Annotated in this window: 17 protein-coding genes and 2 pseudogenes; 10 read left to right on the top strand and 9 right to left on the bottom strand. The window is 61.8% G+C overall.

Annotated elements, in window-relative coordinates:
* Positions 1-166: 166 nt before the first annotated feature.
* Positions 167-1,210 carry a glycosyltransferase family 9 protein gene (locus tag AB5Y54_RS15945; protein WP_010676109.1) on the bottom strand — a complete coding sequence of 348 codons (1,044 nt, stop codon included), beginning with the start codon at positions 1,208-1,210 and terminating at the stop codon, positions 167-169.
* A 221-nt stretch (positions 1,211-1,431) separates the two neighbouring features.
* On the opposite strand from AB5Y54_RS15945, the gene coaD reads away from it, so the two are divergent.
* Positions 1,432-1,914: a pantetheine-phosphate adenylyltransferase gene (gene coaD / locus AB5Y54_RS15940; RefSeq protein ID WP_010676110.1), complete on the top strand. Its 483-nt coding sequence runs from the start codon at positions 1,432-1,434 to the stop codon at positions 1,912-1,914.
* Positions 1,915-1,987: 73 nt separating this feature from the next.
* Here coaD and AB5Y54_RS15935 read toward each other — a convergent pair whose 3' ends face one another.
* The 6 genes from AB5Y54_RS15935 to radC form a co-directional block, all read right to left on the bottom strand.
* Positions 1,988-2,857 (bottom strand): VirK/YbjX family protein, encoded by an 870-nt coding sequence (locus AB5Y54_RS15935; protein ID WP_201985797.1) that lies wholly within the window; start codon positions 2,855-2,857, stop codon positions 1,988-1,990.
* Between the two features lie 176 nt (positions 2,858-3,033).
* Positions 3,034-3,846, bottom strand: a complete 813-nt coding sequence (gene mutM, locus AB5Y54_RS15930) for a bifunctional DNA-formamidopyrimidine glycosylase/DNA-(apurinic or apyrimidinic site) lyase (protein WP_010676112.1) — start codon at positions 3,844-3,846, stop codon at positions 3,034-3,036.
* Between the two features lie 14 nt (positions 3,847-3,860).
* Positions 3,861-4,316, bottom strand: a complete 456-nt coding sequence (locus tag AB5Y54_RS15925; RefSeq protein ID WP_041212007.1) for a hypothetical protein — start codon at positions 4,314-4,316, stop codon at positions 3,861-3,863.
* A 90-nt stretch (positions 4,317-4,406) separates the two neighbouring features.
* Positions 4,407-4,574: a 50S ribosomal protein L33 gene (rpmG, locus tag AB5Y54_RS15920; RefSeq protein WP_005323752.1), complete on the bottom strand. Its 168-nt coding sequence runs from the start codon at positions 4,572-4,574 to the stop codon at positions 4,407-4,409.
* An 11-nt stretch (positions 4,575-4,585) separates the two neighbouring features.
* A complete protein-coding gene (gene rpmB, locus AB5Y54_RS15915) occupies positions 4,586-4,822 on the bottom strand; it encodes a 50S ribosomal protein L28 (protein ID WP_005307492.1) in 237 nt (78 codons plus the stop codon).
* 136 nt (positions 4,823-4,958) lie between these two features.
* Positions 4,959-5,633, bottom strand: a complete 675-nt coding sequence (gene radC, locus AB5Y54_RS15910) for a DNA repair protein RadC (protein ID WP_039040991.1) — start codon at positions 5,631-5,633, stop codon at positions 4,959-4,961.
* Positions 5,634-5,780: 147 nt separating this feature from the next.
* Here radC and coaBC point away from each other — a divergent pair, with 147 nt between their 5' ends.
* From coaBC to AB5Y54_RS15880, 6 genes and pseudogenes are all read left to right on the top strand, one after another.
* Positions 5,781-6,983, top strand: a complete 1,203-nt coding sequence (gene coaBC, locus AB5Y54_RS15905; protein ID WP_202016755.1) for a bifunctional phosphopantothenoylcysteine decarboxylase/phosphopantothenate--cysteine ligase CoaBC — start codon at positions 5,781-5,783, stop codon at positions 6,981-6,983.
* A gap of 76 nt (positions 6,984-7,059) precedes the next feature.
* Positions 7,060-7,518, top strand: coding sequence for a dUTP diphosphatase (gene dut, locus AB5Y54_RS15900; RefSeq protein WP_010676116.1), 459 nt, complete (start codon positions 7,060-7,062; stop codon positions 7,516-7,518).
* A gap of 70 nt (positions 7,519-7,588) precedes the next feature.
* Positions 7,589-8,185 carry a nucleoid occlusion factor SlmA gene (gene slmA, locus AB5Y54_RS15895; protein ID WP_005307475.1) on the top strand — a complete coding sequence of 199 codons (597 nt, stop codon included), beginning with the start codon at positions 7,589-7,591 and terminating at the stop codon, positions 8,183-8,185.
* 138 nt (positions 8,186-8,323) lie between these two features.
* A pseudogene (locus AB5Y54_RS15890) lies at positions 8,324-8,407 on the top strand (nucleoid occlusion factor SlmA); the annotation flags it as partial.
* A gap of 138 nt (positions 8,408-8,545) precedes the next feature.
* Positions 8,546-8,629 (top strand): annotated as a pseudogene (locus tag AB5Y54_RS15885) (nucleoid occlusion factor SlmA); the annotation flags it as partial.
* A gap of 284 nt (positions 8,630-8,913) precedes the next feature.
* Positions 8,914-9,750: a mechanosensitive ion channel domain-containing protein gene (locus AB5Y54_RS15880; protein ID WP_039040993.1), complete on the top strand. Its 837-nt coding sequence runs from the start codon at positions 8,914-8,916 to the stop codon at positions 9,748-9,750.
* A gap of 115 nt (positions 9,751-9,865) precedes the next feature.
* Here the strand turns inward: AB5Y54_RS15880 and AB5Y54_RS15875 are convergent, their stop codons facing one another.
* Positions 9,866-10,054 (bottom strand): hypothetical protein, encoded by a 189-nt coding sequence (locus AB5Y54_RS15875; RefSeq protein ID WP_053288183.1) that lies wholly within the window; start codon positions 10,052-10,054, stop codon positions 9,866-9,868.
* 421 nt (positions 10,055-10,475) lie between these two features.
* Here AB5Y54_RS15875 and pgi point away from each other — a divergent pair, with 421 nt between their 5' ends.
* A complete protein-coding gene (pgi, locus tag AB5Y54_RS15870; protein WP_039040994.1) occupies positions 10,476-12,125 on the top strand; it encodes a glucose-6-phosphate isomerase in 1,650 nt (549 codons plus the stop codon).
* 163 nt (positions 12,126-12,288) lie between these two features.
* Here the strand turns inward: pgi and ilvC are convergent, their stop codons facing one another.
* A complete protein-coding gene (ilvC, locus tag AB5Y54_RS15865; RefSeq protein ID WP_041212010.1) occupies positions 12,289-13,770 on the bottom strand; it encodes a ketol-acid reductoisomerase in 1,482 nt (493 codons plus the stop codon).
* Between the two features lie 193 nt (positions 13,771-13,963).
* Between ilvC and ilvY the strand changes: the two genes are divergently transcribed.
* Positions 13,964-14,857: an HTH-type transcriptional activator IlvY gene (gene ilvY, locus AB5Y54_RS15860; RefSeq protein WP_010676123.1), complete on the top strand. Its 894-nt coding sequence runs from the start codon at positions 13,964-13,966 to the stop codon at positions 14,855-14,857.
* 373 nt (positions 14,858-15,230) lie between these two features.
* Positions 15,231-17,804: a bifunctional acetate--CoA ligase family protein/GNAT family N-acetyltransferase gene (locus AB5Y54_RS15855; RefSeq protein ID WP_201985795.1), complete on the top strand. Its 2,574-nt coding sequence runs from the start codon at positions 15,231-15,233 to the stop codon at positions 17,802-17,804.
* Positions 17,805-17,994 lie beyond the last annotated feature (190 nt).

The following is a 17,994-nucleotide window of genomic DNA, read 5'->3' as shown; positions in this document are numbered from 1 at the left end:
GACCAGACTCCAGCTTATACCGACAGATTTCCCCTGCCCGGGGCCCGGGCAGACCCGTCAAGGGGGCTGTCGGGAGCCACGCCCGGTAGGCCGGTCTGCCAGCAGGGCGCATCCCCATACAAGACAGGGCCCCGCAGGGCCCTGTCTGTATGTTCTGTGTGCGCTCTCAGCGCTCGGCGCGCCAGAAGGGCGGCGCCCAGCGGGCGATCTCTGCCGCCATGGCCTTGGGATCGAGTTGGCTCATGTCCTCCGGGTGGTCGCTGTCTTCCGGCGGGCTGAAGGGCAGATGGCGCCCCTCGCCGTTGAGCGGCCGCCAGCGCAGCGGCGTCGCCGAACGGTGTGCCGGGAAGAAACCGACGGTCGGCACGTCCATGGCCGCGGCGATGTGCAGGGGCCCAGTGCTGCCCGCCACGAACAGGGCGGCGTTGGCCATCACCTGGCAGAACTTCGGCAGCCCCTCGTCGGAGCGATAGATCCAGCCGTTGCCCCCATGGGCCAGCAGTTCCGCCGCCAACTGCTCCGCCTTCCCCTCCTCCCCCGGCCCTGCCGTCAACACGCACTGCAACTCGGGACAGGCCTGGTTGAGCTTGATGATGAGGCGCGAGTACTGCTCGATGGAGAGGTTGTTGGCCGAGCCGCCGCTGCCCGCATGCACCATCAGCCAGGGGCGGCTGGCGTCGAGCCTGAGACGGGCGGCGACCTGCTCGCGCACCTGCAGCAGGCTCTCGGGGTCGAAGCCGAGGTAGGGTCCTTGTGGCTCCACCACGGTCTGATGCTGATCGGCGAGGAAGCGGCGCACCAGATCCAGGTTGTATTCGTACTCCGGCTTCTGGGAGCGGGAGCGGCGCTGCACCAGACGCTGGTTGTAGAGCACCTGGGCCAGCTTGGTGGCTGGTGCCAGCCGGTAGGGAATGTGCGCCTTCCACACCAGCTTGGCATTGCGGGTGTTGGAGAAGAGGCAGATGGAGGCATCGAAGGCAGCCGCCTTGATGCGCGCCAGCAGGGCGCGTTGCTGCTCCTTGTCGGCCCGGGCACCCGGATCCAGGATGATCTCGTCGATCCATGGGCAGAGGCGGGCCAAGGGCGCCGTGTAGGCGGGAACCAGGGCAGTCACATGACACTCCATGGAGCGCTTGAGCATGGCAAAGCTCGGCCACGCCAGCATGAAGTCACCAATCTTGTCATTGCGGACTACCAGAATACGTTTCATAAAAAATCCCTATGCTCCCTGTCACCAGCGAAGGAGGCTTGATGCGCGATGCGGGTATTCTTGCCTGATGCAGGGCGATTCTCAAGCGAAGACGCCACGGGGCCCCGATTTGTGCGACCCCGGCCGCCGATCAGCGCCAGAAATCCGCGCCATCCCGGTCGCGACAAACCGGCAACAGCCCCTATAATGCGACCAGTTTTCCGGTTTCAGGAATCAGCAGCATGACCAACAAGGTAATCTATCCCGGCACCTTCGACCCCATCACCAACGGCCATACCGATCTCATTGGCCGCGCCGCCAGACTGTTCGACGAGGTGGTGGTCGGGGTGGCCAACAGCCCGAGCAAACGGCCGCTGTTCGATCTCGAGGAGCGCGTTCAGCTGGCCCGGCAGGTGACGGCTCACCTGCCCAACGTCAAGGTGGTGGGCTTCTCCGGTCTGCTGGTGGATTTTGCCAGGGAGCAGCAGGCCAACGTGCTGATCCGCGGCCTGCGCGCCGTCTCCGACTTCGAATACGAGTTCCAGCTCGCCAACATGAACCGTCGCCTGATGCCCACCCTGGAGAGCGTCTTCCTCACCCCGGCGGAGGAGAACTCCTTCATCTCCTCCACCCTGGTGAAGGAGGTGGCGCTGCACGGAGGTGACATCCACCAGTTCGTCGACCCCCTGGTGGCCCAGGCCATCGCCGCCAGGCAGCAGCGCTAATCCCTCTCCTGATGGGCAGAAACGAACAAGGGCTACCCGCGGGTAGCCCTTGTTGCATCAACGCACTGCACGCCTAGCTGCGGGCAAACTGCTGGCGGATCGCCCGCTCCAGCTGATCGAGCCACTCGTAACGGCGCCGGTACATGGCCCGCTTCTTGGAGGCGATCTCCTCCAGCGGCTTGCGCACCACGGGTTGCAGCCGCACGAAGTTGGCGTCCTGATCGAGGGCGCCAAACTCCTGCCACAGCTCGTCGTAGTCCGCCTGCAGGCAGGCTTTCTTCTTGCTGTACCGTCTTGCCTGGAAGATGTGGGCCTTCATGCGCACCGCACAGACCCGGTGGGCCCCCATGGCCCCGGCCAGCGCCATCACCAGCATCACCACCAGCGACTTGGGTCTCAGACCCTGACCCGCCCGGGTCAATGCCCGCACCTGCTCCTGGGGCTGCTCGACACAGGGCTCTGGCCCCTGCACCGACCCGATCACCAGGGCCAGCTCCTGTTCGTTGCCCGCCAGGGAGAAGGCACAGCTGTAGAGTCGCTCCCCCCGCGCGTTGACGATGGAGAGCGCCAGCTCCGCCTCCCGGCGGAAGGTGCCGTCGTGACGCAGCACGATGCGCCAGCCGCCATCGGGATAATGGCCCAGCACTATCCCCTCCCCCAGATAGAGCGGGTCGATGAGCTCGGGGTACAGGCCCAGCAGCAGGCGGTAGTGATCCTCCACCATCTTGACCCGCTGGTTCACCGTCGAGCAGGCGAAGCGATAGGGGCGCATCGGCTTGTCGAGCAGCTCGGGGTGGCGGGCGGGAAGCGCCCGCAGGGGGGCGCTCTGGAACAGCTCGAACACCCGGTTCAACTGCGCACGGTAGAGCAGACTGCGCAGCAAAAACTTGCCGCGATTGAAAGTCTTGCGGGCGCTGTCTTCGGGATAGAGGAAGCGGGCCATATCGTGGGCACAATAGTGCCCCTGCCGGGATAAATGTTCCCAGTCTATTGATTTAGCTGTCATTTTATTACCTCGCAGCCTGAACTGGCGAGATAGTAGTCATGGGCTGACGCCGCTTCAACAGACCGGAAATACTCTCTTACAACTTGGCCGATCCCGGCTCAAAAATCCCACTTTCAGCGTTGGCAGTGGGAGCAGAACACCGTGGTTCGCTGGCCCATCTTCACCTCGGTGAGCAGGGTGTGGCAGTGGAAACAGGGCTGGCCGCCACGGCCGTAAACCTGCAGCTGCTGCACGAAATAGCCCGGCTTGCCGTCGGCGCTGGTGAAATCCTTGAGGGTGGTGCCCCCCTGGCGAATGGCTTCGGCCAGCACCCGCTTGATCTCGCTCACCAGGGTGCCCAGCCGCTCGGCGCTGATGTTGCCCGCCGCCCGCCTGGGATGAATGCCGGCGGCATAGAGCGCCTCGTTGGCGTAGATGTTGCCCACCCCGACCACCACGTGGTTGTCCATCAGGAACTGCTTGATGGCGGTGCTGCGCCCCTTCGCCCGCTCCCGCAGGTAATCGGCATGGAAGGCATCGGTGAGGGGTTCCGGCCCCAGCTTGGCGAGCAGGGCATGGGCCTCGGCCGGTTCGCGGGTCCACAGCAGGGCGCCAAAACGGCGCGGATCGTTGAGCCGCAGCAGCTTGCCGTTGGCCAGCTCGATATCCACGTGATCGTGCTTCTCGGCCGGGGTGCCGATGTCCAGCACCCGCAGGCTGCCGGACATCCCGAGATGCAGGATGGCGGTGCCGAAGTCGGTCTCCAGCAACAGGTATTTGGCGCGGCGGCTGACGCGGTGGATGACGAGATCCACCAGCTCCTGGATCTCGCCGGGCACGGGCCAGCGCAGGCGGCCGTCCCGCACCACCACGCGGGTCACCTTGATGCCGGTAAGCCAGGGGGAGATGCCCTGGCGGCTGACTTCGACTTCCGGTAATTCAGGCATGGGCGATCTCTCGTTCAGGGAATGGGACGCATCAGGTCACGGTATTGCGCCTGACTCAAGCTGAGCCAGGTCGAGGAGGGCAGCAGGGCGGCAAACTTGCCGTCGTCCTGATAGAGCCCGACTTCCACCGGATCGCTCTGTCCGGCGATCCAGATCTTGAGGGTCACCGGGGTGCCGCGCACGGGCTCGCCGGGGGGCAGCAGCCAGCCTTGCCACGCCTCGATGCGGGCCGCCAGCTGGGTGCTGCCAAGCCCCAGATCCGGCGCGCTGCGCCAGCCCTGGCCGATACGCTCTATCTGCCAGCTCGGCCCCTGCCAGGTCAGCACCACGGCACTCTCCGGCAACAGCGGACGCGCGCGTTTGGCACTGTTCTCCTGCTGGGCCTGCTCCAGCCGGTGCAACAGGGTAATGACGATCAACACGACCACGATGATCACGTTGTTCCAGCCTTTGCGGCTCAGTTTGAACATGGCTAGCCTCCCTTCGAATCGGCAGTGTACTGAATTCCAGCCATAAAAAAACCCGGCACGAGGCCGGGTTTTTGCAGCGAAACCAAGTAATTACTTGATTTTGCCTTCTTTGTAGATCACATGCTGACGAATCACGGGATCAAATTTCTTGATCTCCATTTTTTCGGGCATGGTGCGCTTGTTCTTGGTAGTGGTATAGAAGTGACCAGTACCGGCGCTGGAGTTCAGGCGAATCTTATCGCGAATACCTTTAGCCATGATCTAATTCCTTATACCTTAACGCCGCTGGCACGCAGTTCAGCCAGAACCACTTCAACGCCGCGCTTGTCGATGATACGCATGCCTTTTGCGGATACGCGCAGGCTCACGAAGCGTTTTTCACTCTCAACCCAGAAACGGTGAGTGTGCAGGTTCGGCAGGAAACGACGCTTGGTAGCGTTGTTAGCGTGCGAACGGTTGTTACCAACTGCCGGGCGCTTGCCGGTTACTTGGCATACTCTAGACATGTCAGTCTCTCCAAATCTTACTTCATTGCTCGAGCAAATATCTGCCCCGCTGGCCTTCGATTGCGGGGCAAACAGAAGGCGGCATTTTATACAGCATCCGTGATCAAAGATCAACTAATACAGTGCCAGAGCCCAGTCACAACCAACCACGCTCTGCGAAAGAAACCGTGATGCCATCACCGATCACCAGGTGATCAAGCACTCTGATATCGACCAGGGCCAGGGCGGCCAGGATCCGATCCGTGATCTGGCGGTCCGCCCGACTGGGCTCGGCCACGCCGGACGGGTGATTATGCGCCAGAATCACGGCGGCTGCATTATGTTTGAGCGCGATCTGCACGATTTCTCTGGGCCAGACGCTCGCCGAGTCGAGGGTGCCGTAAAAAAGTTCGACAAACCGGATGACCCTGTGCTGGTTGTCGAGCAGCAGCAGGGCGAACACCTCCCTCCCCCGATCCCGCAACTGGGCTTGCAGAAAGTCACGGGTAAGCCCGGGCGAGGTGAGCGCCTCTCCCCGTTGCAACTGTTCGGCCAGATGGCGCCGCCCCATCTCCAGTACCGCCTGCAACTGGGCATACTTGGCAGGTCCCAGCCCGTGAGCGCCACAAAAATCCTGCTGCTCGGCTCCCAGCAGTGCCCGCAGGGAACCAAACTGCTGCAACAACTGGCGGGAGAGATCCACCGCACTCAACCCACTGACCCCGGTGCGCAAGAAGATGGCCAGCAGTTCGGCATCGGAGAGCGTCGCCGCCCCTCGGCGCAGCAGCTTTTCCCTCGGGCGCTCCTCTTCCGGCCACTCCTTGATGCTCATTTGTCTCTCCCTCATGGCTATTGAGAGAAAACATAGCAAAGAATCCCGCGAGCCCGACCACAACTCCCCCATGTCAGCCTCTGTCGCCACCCATTGCCTGTGCTATCTTAGCCGACCAGTCAGAGTGAGCCGGAAGAGAAGCAGCAGATGAGATTGGCCGATAAACGCATCCTGTTGGGTGTCAGTGGCGGGATCGCCGCCTACAAGAGTGCCGAACTGGTACGTCGCCTGAAAGATCAGGGGGCCGAGGTGCGAGTGGTGATGACCCGCTCCGCCAAGGAGTTCATCACCCCGCTGACCCTGCAAGCCGTCTCAGGCCACCCGGTGGCCGACAGTCTGCTCGACCCGGCTGCCGAGGCGGGCATGGGCCACATCGAGCTGGCCAAGTGGGCCGATCTGGTGCTGATCGCCCCCGCCAGCGCCAACCTGATGGCCCGCATGGCCGCCGGCATGGCGGACGAGCTGCTCACCACCCTCTGCCTTGCCACCCCGGCGACTATCGCCCTGGCGCCAGCCATGAACCAGCAGATGTACCGCAACGCCGCCACCCAGGCCAACCTCCAGACCCTCGCCGAGCGCGGCATTCAGCTGTGGGGGCCGGATTCCGGCAGCCAGGCCTGCGGCGACGTGGGCCCGGGCCGGATGCTGGATCCCCTGGAACTGGTGGAACGCTGCTGCCAGCAGCTCGCCGCCGAACCGCTCCTGGCAGGCGTCAGGCTGCTGCTCACCGCCGGGCCGACCCGCGAGGCGCTCGATCCGGTGCGCTATATCAGCAACCACAGCTCCGGCAAGATGGGCTACGCCATCGCCCGCGCCGCGCGCGAAGCGGGCGCGGAGGTGACCCTGGTGAGCGGCCCGGTGGCACTGACCACCCCGGCCGGCGTTACCCGCATCGATGTGGAGAGTGCCCTGCAGATGCACGAAGCAGTGATGAGCCGGGTCGGTGAGTGCGACCTCTTTATCGGCTGCGCTGCCGTCGCCGACTACCGTCCCGCCCAGGTGGCCGAGCAAAAGATCAAGAAGACCGGCGACAACGACCAGATGCAGCTGACCCTGGTCAAAAACCCCGACATCATCGCCGATGTGGGGGCGTTGTCAGACAAACCCTTCACCGTCGGATTTGCCGCCGAAACCGTGGATGTGGAACAATACGCCCTCGACAAACTTCGACGTAAGCGGCTGGACATGATCGCAGCCAACGATGTGTCCCGTGCAGGCCAGGGCTTCAATGCCGATGACAACGCCCTGACCGTCTTCTGGCAAGGGGGTCAAGCCGCCCTGCCCCTGGCCGATAAGCTGACGCTCGCCCGTCATCTTGTCGCCCTGATTGCACGCCATTATCGACCCTGAGCCCATTGAACATGCCGGGAGCCCCAGGCTCCTGCAGTACCACCCGATCGCCAGGCGATCCAATTGAAAAAGATTCATGACGACACAAATTGAACTGAAAATCCTGGATGCCCGCATCGGCACCGACTTCCCGCTGCCCGCCTACGCCACACCGGGCTCCGCTGGCATGGACTTGCGCGCCCTGCTGGATGCCCCGCTGACCCTGGCCCCGGGCGACACCACGCTGGTGCCGACCGGGCTGGCCATTCACATCCAGGATCCGGGTCTGTGCGCCACCATCCTGCCCCGCTCCGGCCTCGGCCATAAGCACGGCATCGTGCTGGGCAACCTGGTCGGCCTCATCGACTCCGACTACCAGGGTCAGTTGATGGTCTCGGTCTGGAACCGTGGCAACGACAGCTTCACCATGCAGCCTGGCGAGCGCATCGCCCAGCTGGTGATCCTGCCGGTGGTACAGGCCAGCTTCCAGCTGGTCGACGAATTCAATCAGAGTGAACGGGGTGAAGGCGGGTTTGGTTCTTCTGGTCGCCAATAACAAGACCACACGGCCCCCTGGGGCACGTGCCAAATAATAGAATCAAGCCATTGTTTTTTTAGGGGAATCCATGGCAAGCAGTAACCAGAAACAGAGTCGGCGCGATCAGATCCTGCAGGCACTCGCCCACATGCTGGAAACCAGCCCGGGCCAGCGCATCACCACGGCACGCCTCGCGGCCGAGGTGGGCGTGTCCGAGGCGGCCCTCTACCGGCATTTTCCCAGCAAGGCGAGGATGTTCGAGGGGCTGATCGACTTTATCGAGGATTCCCTGCTGTCACGGGTCAACCTGATCATGGCCGAAGAGAAGGACACCATGTCCCGCTGCCATCACATACTGCAGCTGCTGCTGGTGTTCGCCGAGCGCAACCCCGGCATCACCCGCATTCTCAATGGCGATGCCCTGCTGGGCGAACACGATCGGCTGCGTGATCGCATCAGCATCCTGTTCGACAAGCTGGAGACCCAGATCAAGCAGGTACTGCGCGAGAAACGGCTGCGGGAAGGCCAGGGCTTCCAGCTCGACGAGACCATGCTGGCCAACCTGCTGCTGGCCTATACCGAGGGCCGCATCAGCCAGTTCGTCCGCTCGGAGTTCAAAATCAAGCCCACCGCCGGGTTTGAAGATCAGTGGCAGTTTATCCGCAGCCAGCTGCTGCAAAGCTGAGCCAGCAGACCGCATCAACCAATGCACGTCCGCTCCGAGTTCAAAATCAAACCCACTGCCGGGTTTGAAGATCAGTGGCAGTTCATCCGCAGCCAGCTGCTGCAAAGCTGAGCCAGCAGACCGCATCAACCAATGCACGTCCGCTCGGAGTTCACAATCAAGCCCACTGCCGGCTTTGAAGATCAGTGGCAGTTTATCCGCAGCCAGCTGCTGCAAAGCTGAGCCAGCAGACCGCATCAACCAATGCACGTCTGCTCCGAGCTCACAATCAAACCCACCGCCGGGTTTGAAGATCAGTGGCAGTTCATCCGCAGCCAGCAGCTGCAAAGCTGAGCCAGCAGACCGCATCCACCAATGCACGTCCGCTCCGAGTTCAAAATCAAGCCCACTGCCGGCTTTGAAGATCAGTGGCAGTTCATCCGCAGCCAGCTGCTGCAAAGCTGAGCCAGCAGACCGCATCAACCAATGCACGTCTGCTCCGAGCTCAAAATCAAACCCACTGCCGGGTTTGAAGATCAGTGGCAGTTTATCCGCAGCCAGCTGCTGCAAAGCTGAGTGCGTACATTCGATGCGCTCCTGCGCCAGCAGGGTTGTGACAAAACGGGAGGCCTTGGCCTCCCTTGCTTTTTGTGGCACAAAAGAAGAGACAAGCACCAGATGCGACCCAGCTTGTCGCGCTCAAGTGTTACATTCATCTGCCATAAATCTTCACACCAACAGGACATCCTATGGAACCCGAGATCATTACCGAAGCACAGACCTGGCTGACCAACAACCAGGGACTGATCATCGAGTATGCGGTCAACATCGCCGCCGCCCTGATCACCCTGCTGGTCGGTTACATTGCAGCCAACCTTCTCAGCGGTGGCGTGGTCAAGGTGATGCAGACCCGCAAGCTGGACACCACCGTTACCCACTTCGTCGGCAGCATCCTCAAATACACCATCCTGGTGTTCGTGGTGATCGCCGCCCTGGGCCGGGTCGGGGTGCAGACCGCCTCCTTCGTCGCCATTATCGGTGCCGCCGGTCTGGCCATCGGTCTGGCGCTGCAGGGCTCTCTCTCCAACTTTGCCGCCGGTTTCCTGCTCATCATCTTCCGCCCCATCAAGGCAGGGGAATTTATCGAGGTGGCAGGCACCAATGGCGTGGTGCAATCGGTCCAGCTCTTCACCACCACCCTCACCTCGGGTGACAACAAGATGGTGGTAGTGCCCAACTCCGCCATCCTCAACGGCACCATCGTCAACTACTCGCGCATGGATACCCGCCGCGTCGACATGACCTTCGGCATCGGCTACGGCTCGGATCTCCGCAAGGCCAAACAGATCCTGGAGCGGCTGGTGAGCGAAGAGCCCCGCATCCTGAAGGAGCCGGCAGCCACCATTGCCGTTGCCGCGCTGGCCGACTCCTCAGTCAACATCGTGGTGCGTCCCTGGGTCAAGACCGGTGATTACTGGGGTGTCTGGTTCGACTTCCACGAGAAGGTGAAGCTCACCTTCGACGCCGAGGGCATTGAGATCCCCTTCCCCCAGCGTGTGGTTCACATGCAGAAGACGGCGGATTGATCCTCGGTGTACGTTCTCCAGTGCCAGCCTTCGGGCTGGCACTGTCGTTTCTGCCTTCTGTGACATGAAAAAACCGGCCACAGGCCGGTCTTGCGCACCAGATAGCACCGCGTTCTCACCCCAGCCGGCGTGCAACCCGGTTGAGCAGGGGCTGCATCAGCACATAGCCCCCCAGCACGGCTCCGATCACCACCATCACGCGGATCTCCAGCGTCGGCGCCGCATTGGCCAGCGTCAGGGTCAGCAAACCGATGAGGCCGGTGGCGATCAGGCTCAGGGCAAACAGGGATAACAGGGCTTTCATCTCGATCTCCTCATTCCACACCATTGATTCCATACCTTGGCCATCCCTGGGAGATCTCGTCCATTCGGCTCATATGGTAGCCAGCGTCTGTTGCCCGCCATTTGCGTCTGCTCAAAAAACCGTCCGATGAGCGTCTGTTGAATACCCTTTTATCTGTCACGCCAGCTTTCCAGAGCCACGGCCGTGCTCCCCTTGAAATGAAAGCCTTTTCAACCCGAACAAGCATGCGCGAACGCAAGATCCCGGGGTACTGGGTGACTCATAATCGCACTGTTTTGGTTGTACACTCCCTCGTTGCAGACAATTGGTAATGCTCTGTTACACGGGGCGCACGGAGTGCCCGGTATAATGCTCGCATAATAAGGTTTGGCGGGAGCCTTGCCTGCAAGGTTCAAACACAACTTGGAAGACTGATAATCCTATGAAAAATATCAATCCAACCCGGACCCAGGCCTGGCAGGCACTGGAAGCCCATTTTGCAGCCAACAAGGAGATGCGTCTCAAGGATCTGTTCGCACAGGATCCCAAGCGTTTTGACAAGTTCTCCCTCACCTTCGGTGGCGACATCCTGGTCGACTACTCCAAGAACCTGATCACCGAAGAGACCCTCAAGCTGCTGGTGAACCTGGCTGGCGAGACCGATCTGCGCAGCGCCATCGACGCCATGTTCAACGGCGACAAGATCAACATGACCGAAGGACGCGCCGTACTGCACACCGCCCTGCGCAACCGCTCCGACCGTCCCATCGAGGTTGACGGCAAGGACGTGATGCCGGAAGTGAACGCCGTACTGGCCAAGATGAAGGGCTTCTGCGAGAAGGTCATCGGTGGCGAGTGGAAGGGCTATACCGGCAAGGCCATCCAGCACGTGGTCAACATCGGCATTGGTGGCTCCGATCTGGGCCCCGTCATGATCACCGAGGCCCTGCGCCCCTACAAGAATCACCTGGAGATGCACTTCGTCTCCAACGTCGACGGCACCCACATCGCCGAGACGCTCAAGAAGATCGATCCGGAAACCACCCTGTTCCTGGTGGCCTCAAAGACCTTCACCACCCAGGAGACCATGACCAACGCCCTGACCGCCCGCGACTGGTTCCTCGGTCACGCCGGTGACAAGGCTCACGTGGCCAAGCACTTCGCCGCCCTGTCTACCAACGGCAAGGCCGTGGCCGAGTTCGGCATCGACACCGACAACATGTTCGAGTTCTGGGACTGGGTCGGCGGCCGTTACTCCTCCTGGTCCGCCATCGGCATGCCCATCGCCCTCTCCCTCGGCTTCGAGCACTTCGAGGCCCTGCTGCAAGGCGCCTTCGAGATGGACATGCACTTCGCCACTGCCGCCTATGAGCAGAACGTGCCCGTACTGCTGGCCCTGATCGGCCTGTGGTACAACAACTTCCATGGTGCCGAGTCCGAAGCCATCCTGCCGTACGATCAGTACATGCATCGCTTCCCTGCCTACTTCCAGCAAGGCAACATGGAGTCCAACGGCAAGTACGTGGATCGCGACGGCAATCCGGTTGACTACCAGACCGGTCCCATCATCTGGGGTGAGCCGGGCACCAACGGCCAGCACGCCTTCTACCAGCTGATCCATCAGGGCACCAAGCTGATCCCCTGCGACTTCCTGGCGCCGGCCATCAGCCATAACCCCATCGGTGACCACCATCCGAAGCTCCTGGCCAACTTCTTCGCCCAGACCGAAGCCCTGGCCTTCGGCAAGAGCAAGGAAGCGGTGGAGGCCGAGTTCCTGGCCGCCGGCAAGACGCTGGAGCAAGTCAAGGATCTGGTGCCGTTCAAGGTGTTCGAAGGCAACCGCCCGACCAACTCCATCCTGTTCAAGCAGCTGACCCCGAAAACCCTCGGCTCCCTGATCGCCATGTACGAGCACAAGATCTTCGTACAGGGCGCAATCTGGAACATCTTCTCCTTCGACCAGTGGGGTGTGGAGCTGGGCAAACAGCTGGCCAACAAGATCCTGCCGGAGCTGGGCACCGATGAGGCCGTCACCAGCCACGACGGCTCCACCAACGGCCTGATCAACACCTGGAAAGCCTGGAAGGCCTGATTGCTCCCGCCCTCCAGAATGCAAAAGCCCCGCTCGATGAGCGGGGCTTTTTTATAGGCTTCAATCTGTCTGTTTGCATCATCCGGACGACAGGCCAGGTGTCTAAGCCAGCCAGTAACGGGGATCGTCATCCCCGCCTCTTCCGATGCCGCTCAGCGAAGGCTTAACCGCCGACGGCAATACGCTTCATGTCCTTCATGTAACCACGCAGGGTCTGGCCGATCTTCTCGATCGGGTGGTTGCGGGTCGCTTCGTTGGCAGCCAGCAAGGCCAGGTTGTCCACCGCCTTGCTCTCGGCACGGGCACTGCCCAGGTCCCCTGCTTGCAGGGTCGGCATGAAGTGCTCGCGCAACAGCGGCACGGCGGCGTTGGCGAACAGGTAGTTGCCGTACTCCGCGGTATCGGAGATGACCACGTTCATCTCGTACAGACGCTTGCGGGCGACGGTGTTGGCGATCAGCGGCAGCTCGTGCAAAGACTCGTAGTAGGCGGACTCTTCATAGATGCCGGAGGCCACCATGGTTTCGAACGCCAGCTCGACACCCGCCTTGACCATGGCCACCATGACCACGCCATTGTCGAAGTACTCCTGCTCGGCGATCTTGCCGACATAGGCAGGGGCATTCTCGAAGGCGGACTTGCCGGTCTCTTCGCGCCAGCCGAACAGCTTGGCATCGTCTTCGGCCCAGTCAGCCATCATGCCGCGGGAGAACTCGCCGGCGATGATGTCATCCATGTGCTTCTCGAACAGCGGACGCATCAGGGTACGCAGTTGCTCGGAGAGCTCGAAGGCACGCAGCTTGGCCGGGTTGGAGAGACGGTCCATCATCAGACTGATGCCGCCCTGCTTCAGGGCCTCGGTGATGGTCTCCCAGCCGAACTGGATCAGCTTGCCGGCATAGGCCGGGTCGGTGCCCTCGGCAACCAGCTTGTCGTAGCAGAGCAGGGAACCGGCCTGCAGCATGCCGCACAGAATGGTCTGCTCGCCCATCAGGTCGGATTTCACTTCCGCGACGAAGGAAGATTCCAGCACGCCGGCACGGTCGCCACCGGTAGCAGAGGCCCACGCCTTGGCGATGGCCATGCCTTCACCCTGGGGATCGTTCTCCGGGTGGACGGCGATCAGGGTCGGTACGCCGAAACCACGCTTGTACTCTTCACGCACTTCGGTGCCCGGGCATTTGGGTGCAACCATCACGACGGTGATGTCGGAACGGATCTGCTGACCCTCTTCCACCACGTTGAAGCCGTGGGAGTAGCCCAGCGCAGCGCCCTGCTTCATCAGCGGCATCACGGTTTTGACGACGTCGGAGTGCTGCTTGTCCGGAGTCAGGTTCAGCACCAGATCGGCGGTCGGGATCAGCTCTTCATAGGTGCCGACCACGAAGCCGTTGTCGGTGGCCTTCTGCCAGGAGGCGCGCTTCTCGGTGATAGCGGCCTTGCGCAGGGCGTAGGAGATGTCCAGCCCGGAGTCGCGCATGTTCAGACCCTGGTTCAAGCCCTGGGCGCCACAGCCCACAATCACCACCTTCTTGCCCTTCAGCACGTTGCAGCCGTCCGCGAACTCTTCGCGCTGCATGAAACGACACTTGCCCAGTTGGGCCAACTGCTGACGCAGGTTCAAGGTGTTGAAATAGTTAGCCATGGTGATTGCTCCGTTCGATTGATTCCATGCCGGATAGCGGCGTTGTCGAAACCACTATAGCGCGGGACACTTATTGCCTGAACTGATATATTCGAAATAGTACGTTGCAGGAATTGAAATATGATTTCCCGCAATCTCCCACCGCCGAGCCATCGTGCTACAGGGAGCCTGACAACGCCGCAGGAATAAAAAGATGGACCTTCGCAATCTCGAACTGTTTCTCCACCTCGCCGACTCCCTCCACTTCGGCAAAAGCGCCGATGCCATGGCGGTCAGCCCCTCCACCCTGAGCCGCGCCATCCAACGACTGGAGCAGGAGACCGGCTGCGTGCTGTTCGAGCGGGACAACCGCTCGGTGCGGCTCACCCCTGCTGGTGACAAGCTGCGGGAGTTTGGCGGTGCCTTGCTGCAGGAGTGGCGCCAACTCAAACAGGAGCTCAAACGCAGCGACGAGCCGCTGCAAGGGCGGCTGCGGGTGTTCTGCTCGGTCACCGCCAGCTACTTTCTGCTGCCCGAGGTACTGGAACGCTTTCGTCGCCGTTATCCCCAACTGGAGATCAAGCTGGAGACCGGCGACCCTGCACTGGCAGTGGACAAGATCCTGGCTGACGAAGCCGATCTCGCCATCGCAGCGAGGCCGGATGCGCTCTCGTCCAAGCTGGAATTCGCCAGCCTGCAACAAGTCCCTCTGGTGTTCATCGCCCCCCGCAATGCCCCCCAGCAGGGTCAGTGGTTCCCCCAGGGCGAACCTGACTGGGAGCGCCTGCCGCTGATCCTCTCCGAACAGGGGCTGGCCCGAAAGCGCTGTGATCAATGGTTTCGCAACAAGGGGATAGCTCCCAACATCTATGCAGAAGTGGCGGGCAACGAGGGCATCGTCGCCATGGTGGCCCTCGGCTTCGGTGTGGGTGTCGTGCCTGCCGCCGTCATCGATCACAGCCCCATGGGGGACAAGGTGCGTGTGGTCGAGCCCAAACCGGCGCTCAAGGCGTTCGACGTCGGTATCGCTGTGCTCAAGAAGCGGCTGGAAGAGCCGCTGATCCGCGCCTTCTGGGACACCGCACGCGGCCAGGGAGGCCTTCGCTGATCCGGCAGGCGTCGGAGCCACAGTGAGTGTCAAATGTATCAGTATGAAAGTGGGGGAGAAGAGGGGACACTGGCCGGCACCATCCAGCCACCATCAAGGAATAGAGCGTGAGCCAGCATCTTGTCGAAATCCGCAGTGCCATCCTGTTCGCAGAATATCTGCAAAGCCTCGGGGTCCAGCGCCATGAACTCGATCGGGAGCAGGAGATCTCCTCGCCACGGTGCAATGCATTCAGGGGGAGCTGCGCTTTTATCTGCGCGCCAGCGCACTGGCCAGATCGTGATCCGCAATCGGTCACAGAACCCGCACGCAAAGCGTATTAGACTGGCACCATCCGTCCCCCTCGCCCCGGGGGCCACCACGAGGAGTGCCCATGAAACAAAGCGGCCTGGATCGGCTCTTCAAACCTCACTCGATCGCCGTCATCGGCGCCTCCAGTGATCCGCAGAAAGCAGGCCATGTGGTCATCCGGCACCTGCTGGCGGGTCAGTTCCAGGGCCCTATACTACCCGTAGCCCCCCGCAGCCAGGCCATCGCTGGCGTGCTCGCCTATCCGGACATAGAGAGCCTTCCCCTCTCCCCCGATCTCGCCATCGTCTGTACCCGGCGCGAACGGGTACTGCCGCTCATCGAGGAGCTCGGCAAGAAAGGAACCGGAGCCGCCATCATACTGGCCGCCCAGTTCTCCACTGACGAGCGCCTGCGGCTCAAGCATCTGTGCCAGCAATACGGCATCCGGCTGCTCGGCCCCAACAGCATGGGCATGCTGCTCCCCGGGCAGGGTATCAACGCCAGCTTTTCCCCCATTGCAGCGACTCCGGGACAGGTGGCGTTTCTCTCCCAGTCGGCAGCGGTCAGCACCACCATCCTGGATTGGGCCAAGCAGCGCGAAATCGGCTTCTCGGCCTTCATCTCCCTGGGCGATCATTGCGACATCGACTTTGGCCAACTGCTGGATCAGCTCTCCCGGGACGGGACGACCCGCGCCATCCTGATCTACATGGACAAGCTGCACGATGCCAGGCACTTTCTCTCCGCCGCCCGTGCCGCCTCGCGCAACAAACCCATCCTGATCCTCAAGAGCGGTCGGCACGACCCGGCCAACGGTCTCGACAATGTCTATGATGCCGCCATCCGCCGGGCTGGCATGCTGCGCGTCCGGGATACCCACGAACTGTTTGCCACTGTCGAGACCCTGAGCCACTCCCTGACCCTCAAGGGGGAGCGGCTCGCCATCCTCTCCAACGGGCGCGGCCTCGCCAACATGGCCGCAGACGTACTGCTGTCTCGGGGAGGCAAGCTGGCGATGCCACCCCTCGACATCGGCAGCGATGCAGATATCGAGGCCTACAAGAGTGCACTCGAGACGCTGCTCCAAGGGGACGGTGCCGATGCCATCCTGCTGATCCATGCACCGTCCCTCACCGCCCGAGGCGTCACCCTCGCCAGCAGCCTGATCGACTTCATCAAGCAGCATCCCAGGGCCAGACGATTCAACATCCTGACCAACTGGGCAGGCGAATACTCCGCCCAGGAGGGGAGACGCCTGTTCAACGAGGCGGGCATCCCGACCTATCGCACCCCGGAAAGCGCCGTCACGGCCTTCATGCACATGGTGGAATATCGCCGCAACCAGAAGCAGTTGATGGAAACCCCGGCCTCCCTGCAGGGCGACAGGCTCGATGTCGAGCGCTGCCAGCAGCTCCTTGGGCAAGCGCTGGACCGCCAGCAGCGGGTACTGGATACCCATCTGGCCCACCCCATCTTGCAGGCAGCCGGGCTATCCACCCTCGCGACCTGGATCGTTTCCGATGCCATCGAGGCCGCACTGACTGCAGAACAGATTGGCTACCCCGTAGCGGTGAAGCTGCGATCTCCCGACATCGCCCACAAATCCGATGTACACGGTGTCATGCTGAACCTGCGCACCTCGGCGGAAGTCGCCCAAGCGGCGGATGCCATTCTGGACAGGGTACGTCAGCACGACCCTGGCGCCCGCATAGAAGGGCTTCTAGTACAACGCATGGCACGCCGCAGCGGGGGTCTGGAGCTGCGGATCCGTTTGCAGCAGGATCCGGTTTTCGGTCCCGTCATCCTGCTCGGGGAGTCGGGTGCCGAGCCCCGCGAGATGGTCGCGGCCCTTCCTCCCCTCAACCAGGCACTGGCTCGCTACCAGATCATTGGTGCCTTCAAGGATGGCAAGATCCGCGAGCAGGCCAGTCCAGTACGGCTCGATATCGACGCCCTCGGCCAGGTGCTGTGCCAGCTCTCCGAGCTGCTGCTGGCCTTCCCCGAGATACAAGAACTGGATCTGCACCCGCTGCAGGCCTGTGGTGAAGAGATGGTGATCCTGGATGCCCGGCTCGTCCTGGCAGAGCGAGGACAACAAGTGCTGCCACTGGCCATTCGCCCCTATCCCACCGAGCTGGAAGAGGGTGCCTGGCTGAAAGATCAGAGTCATGTACTGCTGCGCCCCATCCGCCCCGAAGACGAGCCGGCCCACAAGCAGTTCGTGCGGCAGGTGTCTGATGAAGACAGGTACAAACGCTTTTTCGCCGACGTGGGGGAGCTGGGGCATGAGGAGCTGGCCCGCATGACCCAGATCGATTATGACCGGGAAATGGCCTTCGTCGCCGTGGGTCAGGACGGCCCTTTCAGCCAGCAGATCCTGGGAGTGGTGCGAGCCATTGCCAGCCCGGATCAATCGGATGCGGAGTTTGCCATCCTGGTCCGCTCAGACTTGAAAGGGCTCGGACTCGGCAAGTTGATGATGGAAAAGATCGTGCGCTACGCCAGAGAGCGTGGCATAGGCCAGCTCTCTGGCATGACCATGCCCAGCAATCGCGGCATGATCAATCTGGCCAAACGGCTCGGTTTCAAGATCGATATTCAGCTGGAAGACGGGATAGTCAACATGGAGCTTCCCTGCGCTGATCAGGTTGTATAACGATGCAATCGTGGTGGTAAATCAACCAGATATGGATGGATAACGTGAATTTCAGGCAATAAAAAACCCCGCTCAGATGAGCGGGGTTTCTCGTGTTGGGTGCCTGGCAGTGTCCTACTCTCGCATGGCGAATGCCACACTACCATCGGCGCTACAGCGTTTCACTTCTGAGTTCGGCATGGGGTCAGGT

This window comes from Aeromonas sp. s9 (assembly GCF_040907765.1).
Classification (GTDB): domain Bacteria; phylum Pseudomonadota; class Gammaproteobacteria; order Enterobacterales; family Aeromonadaceae; genus Aeromonas; species Aeromonas caviae.
This window is presented reverse-complemented; position numbering and strand designations above follow the sequence as displayed.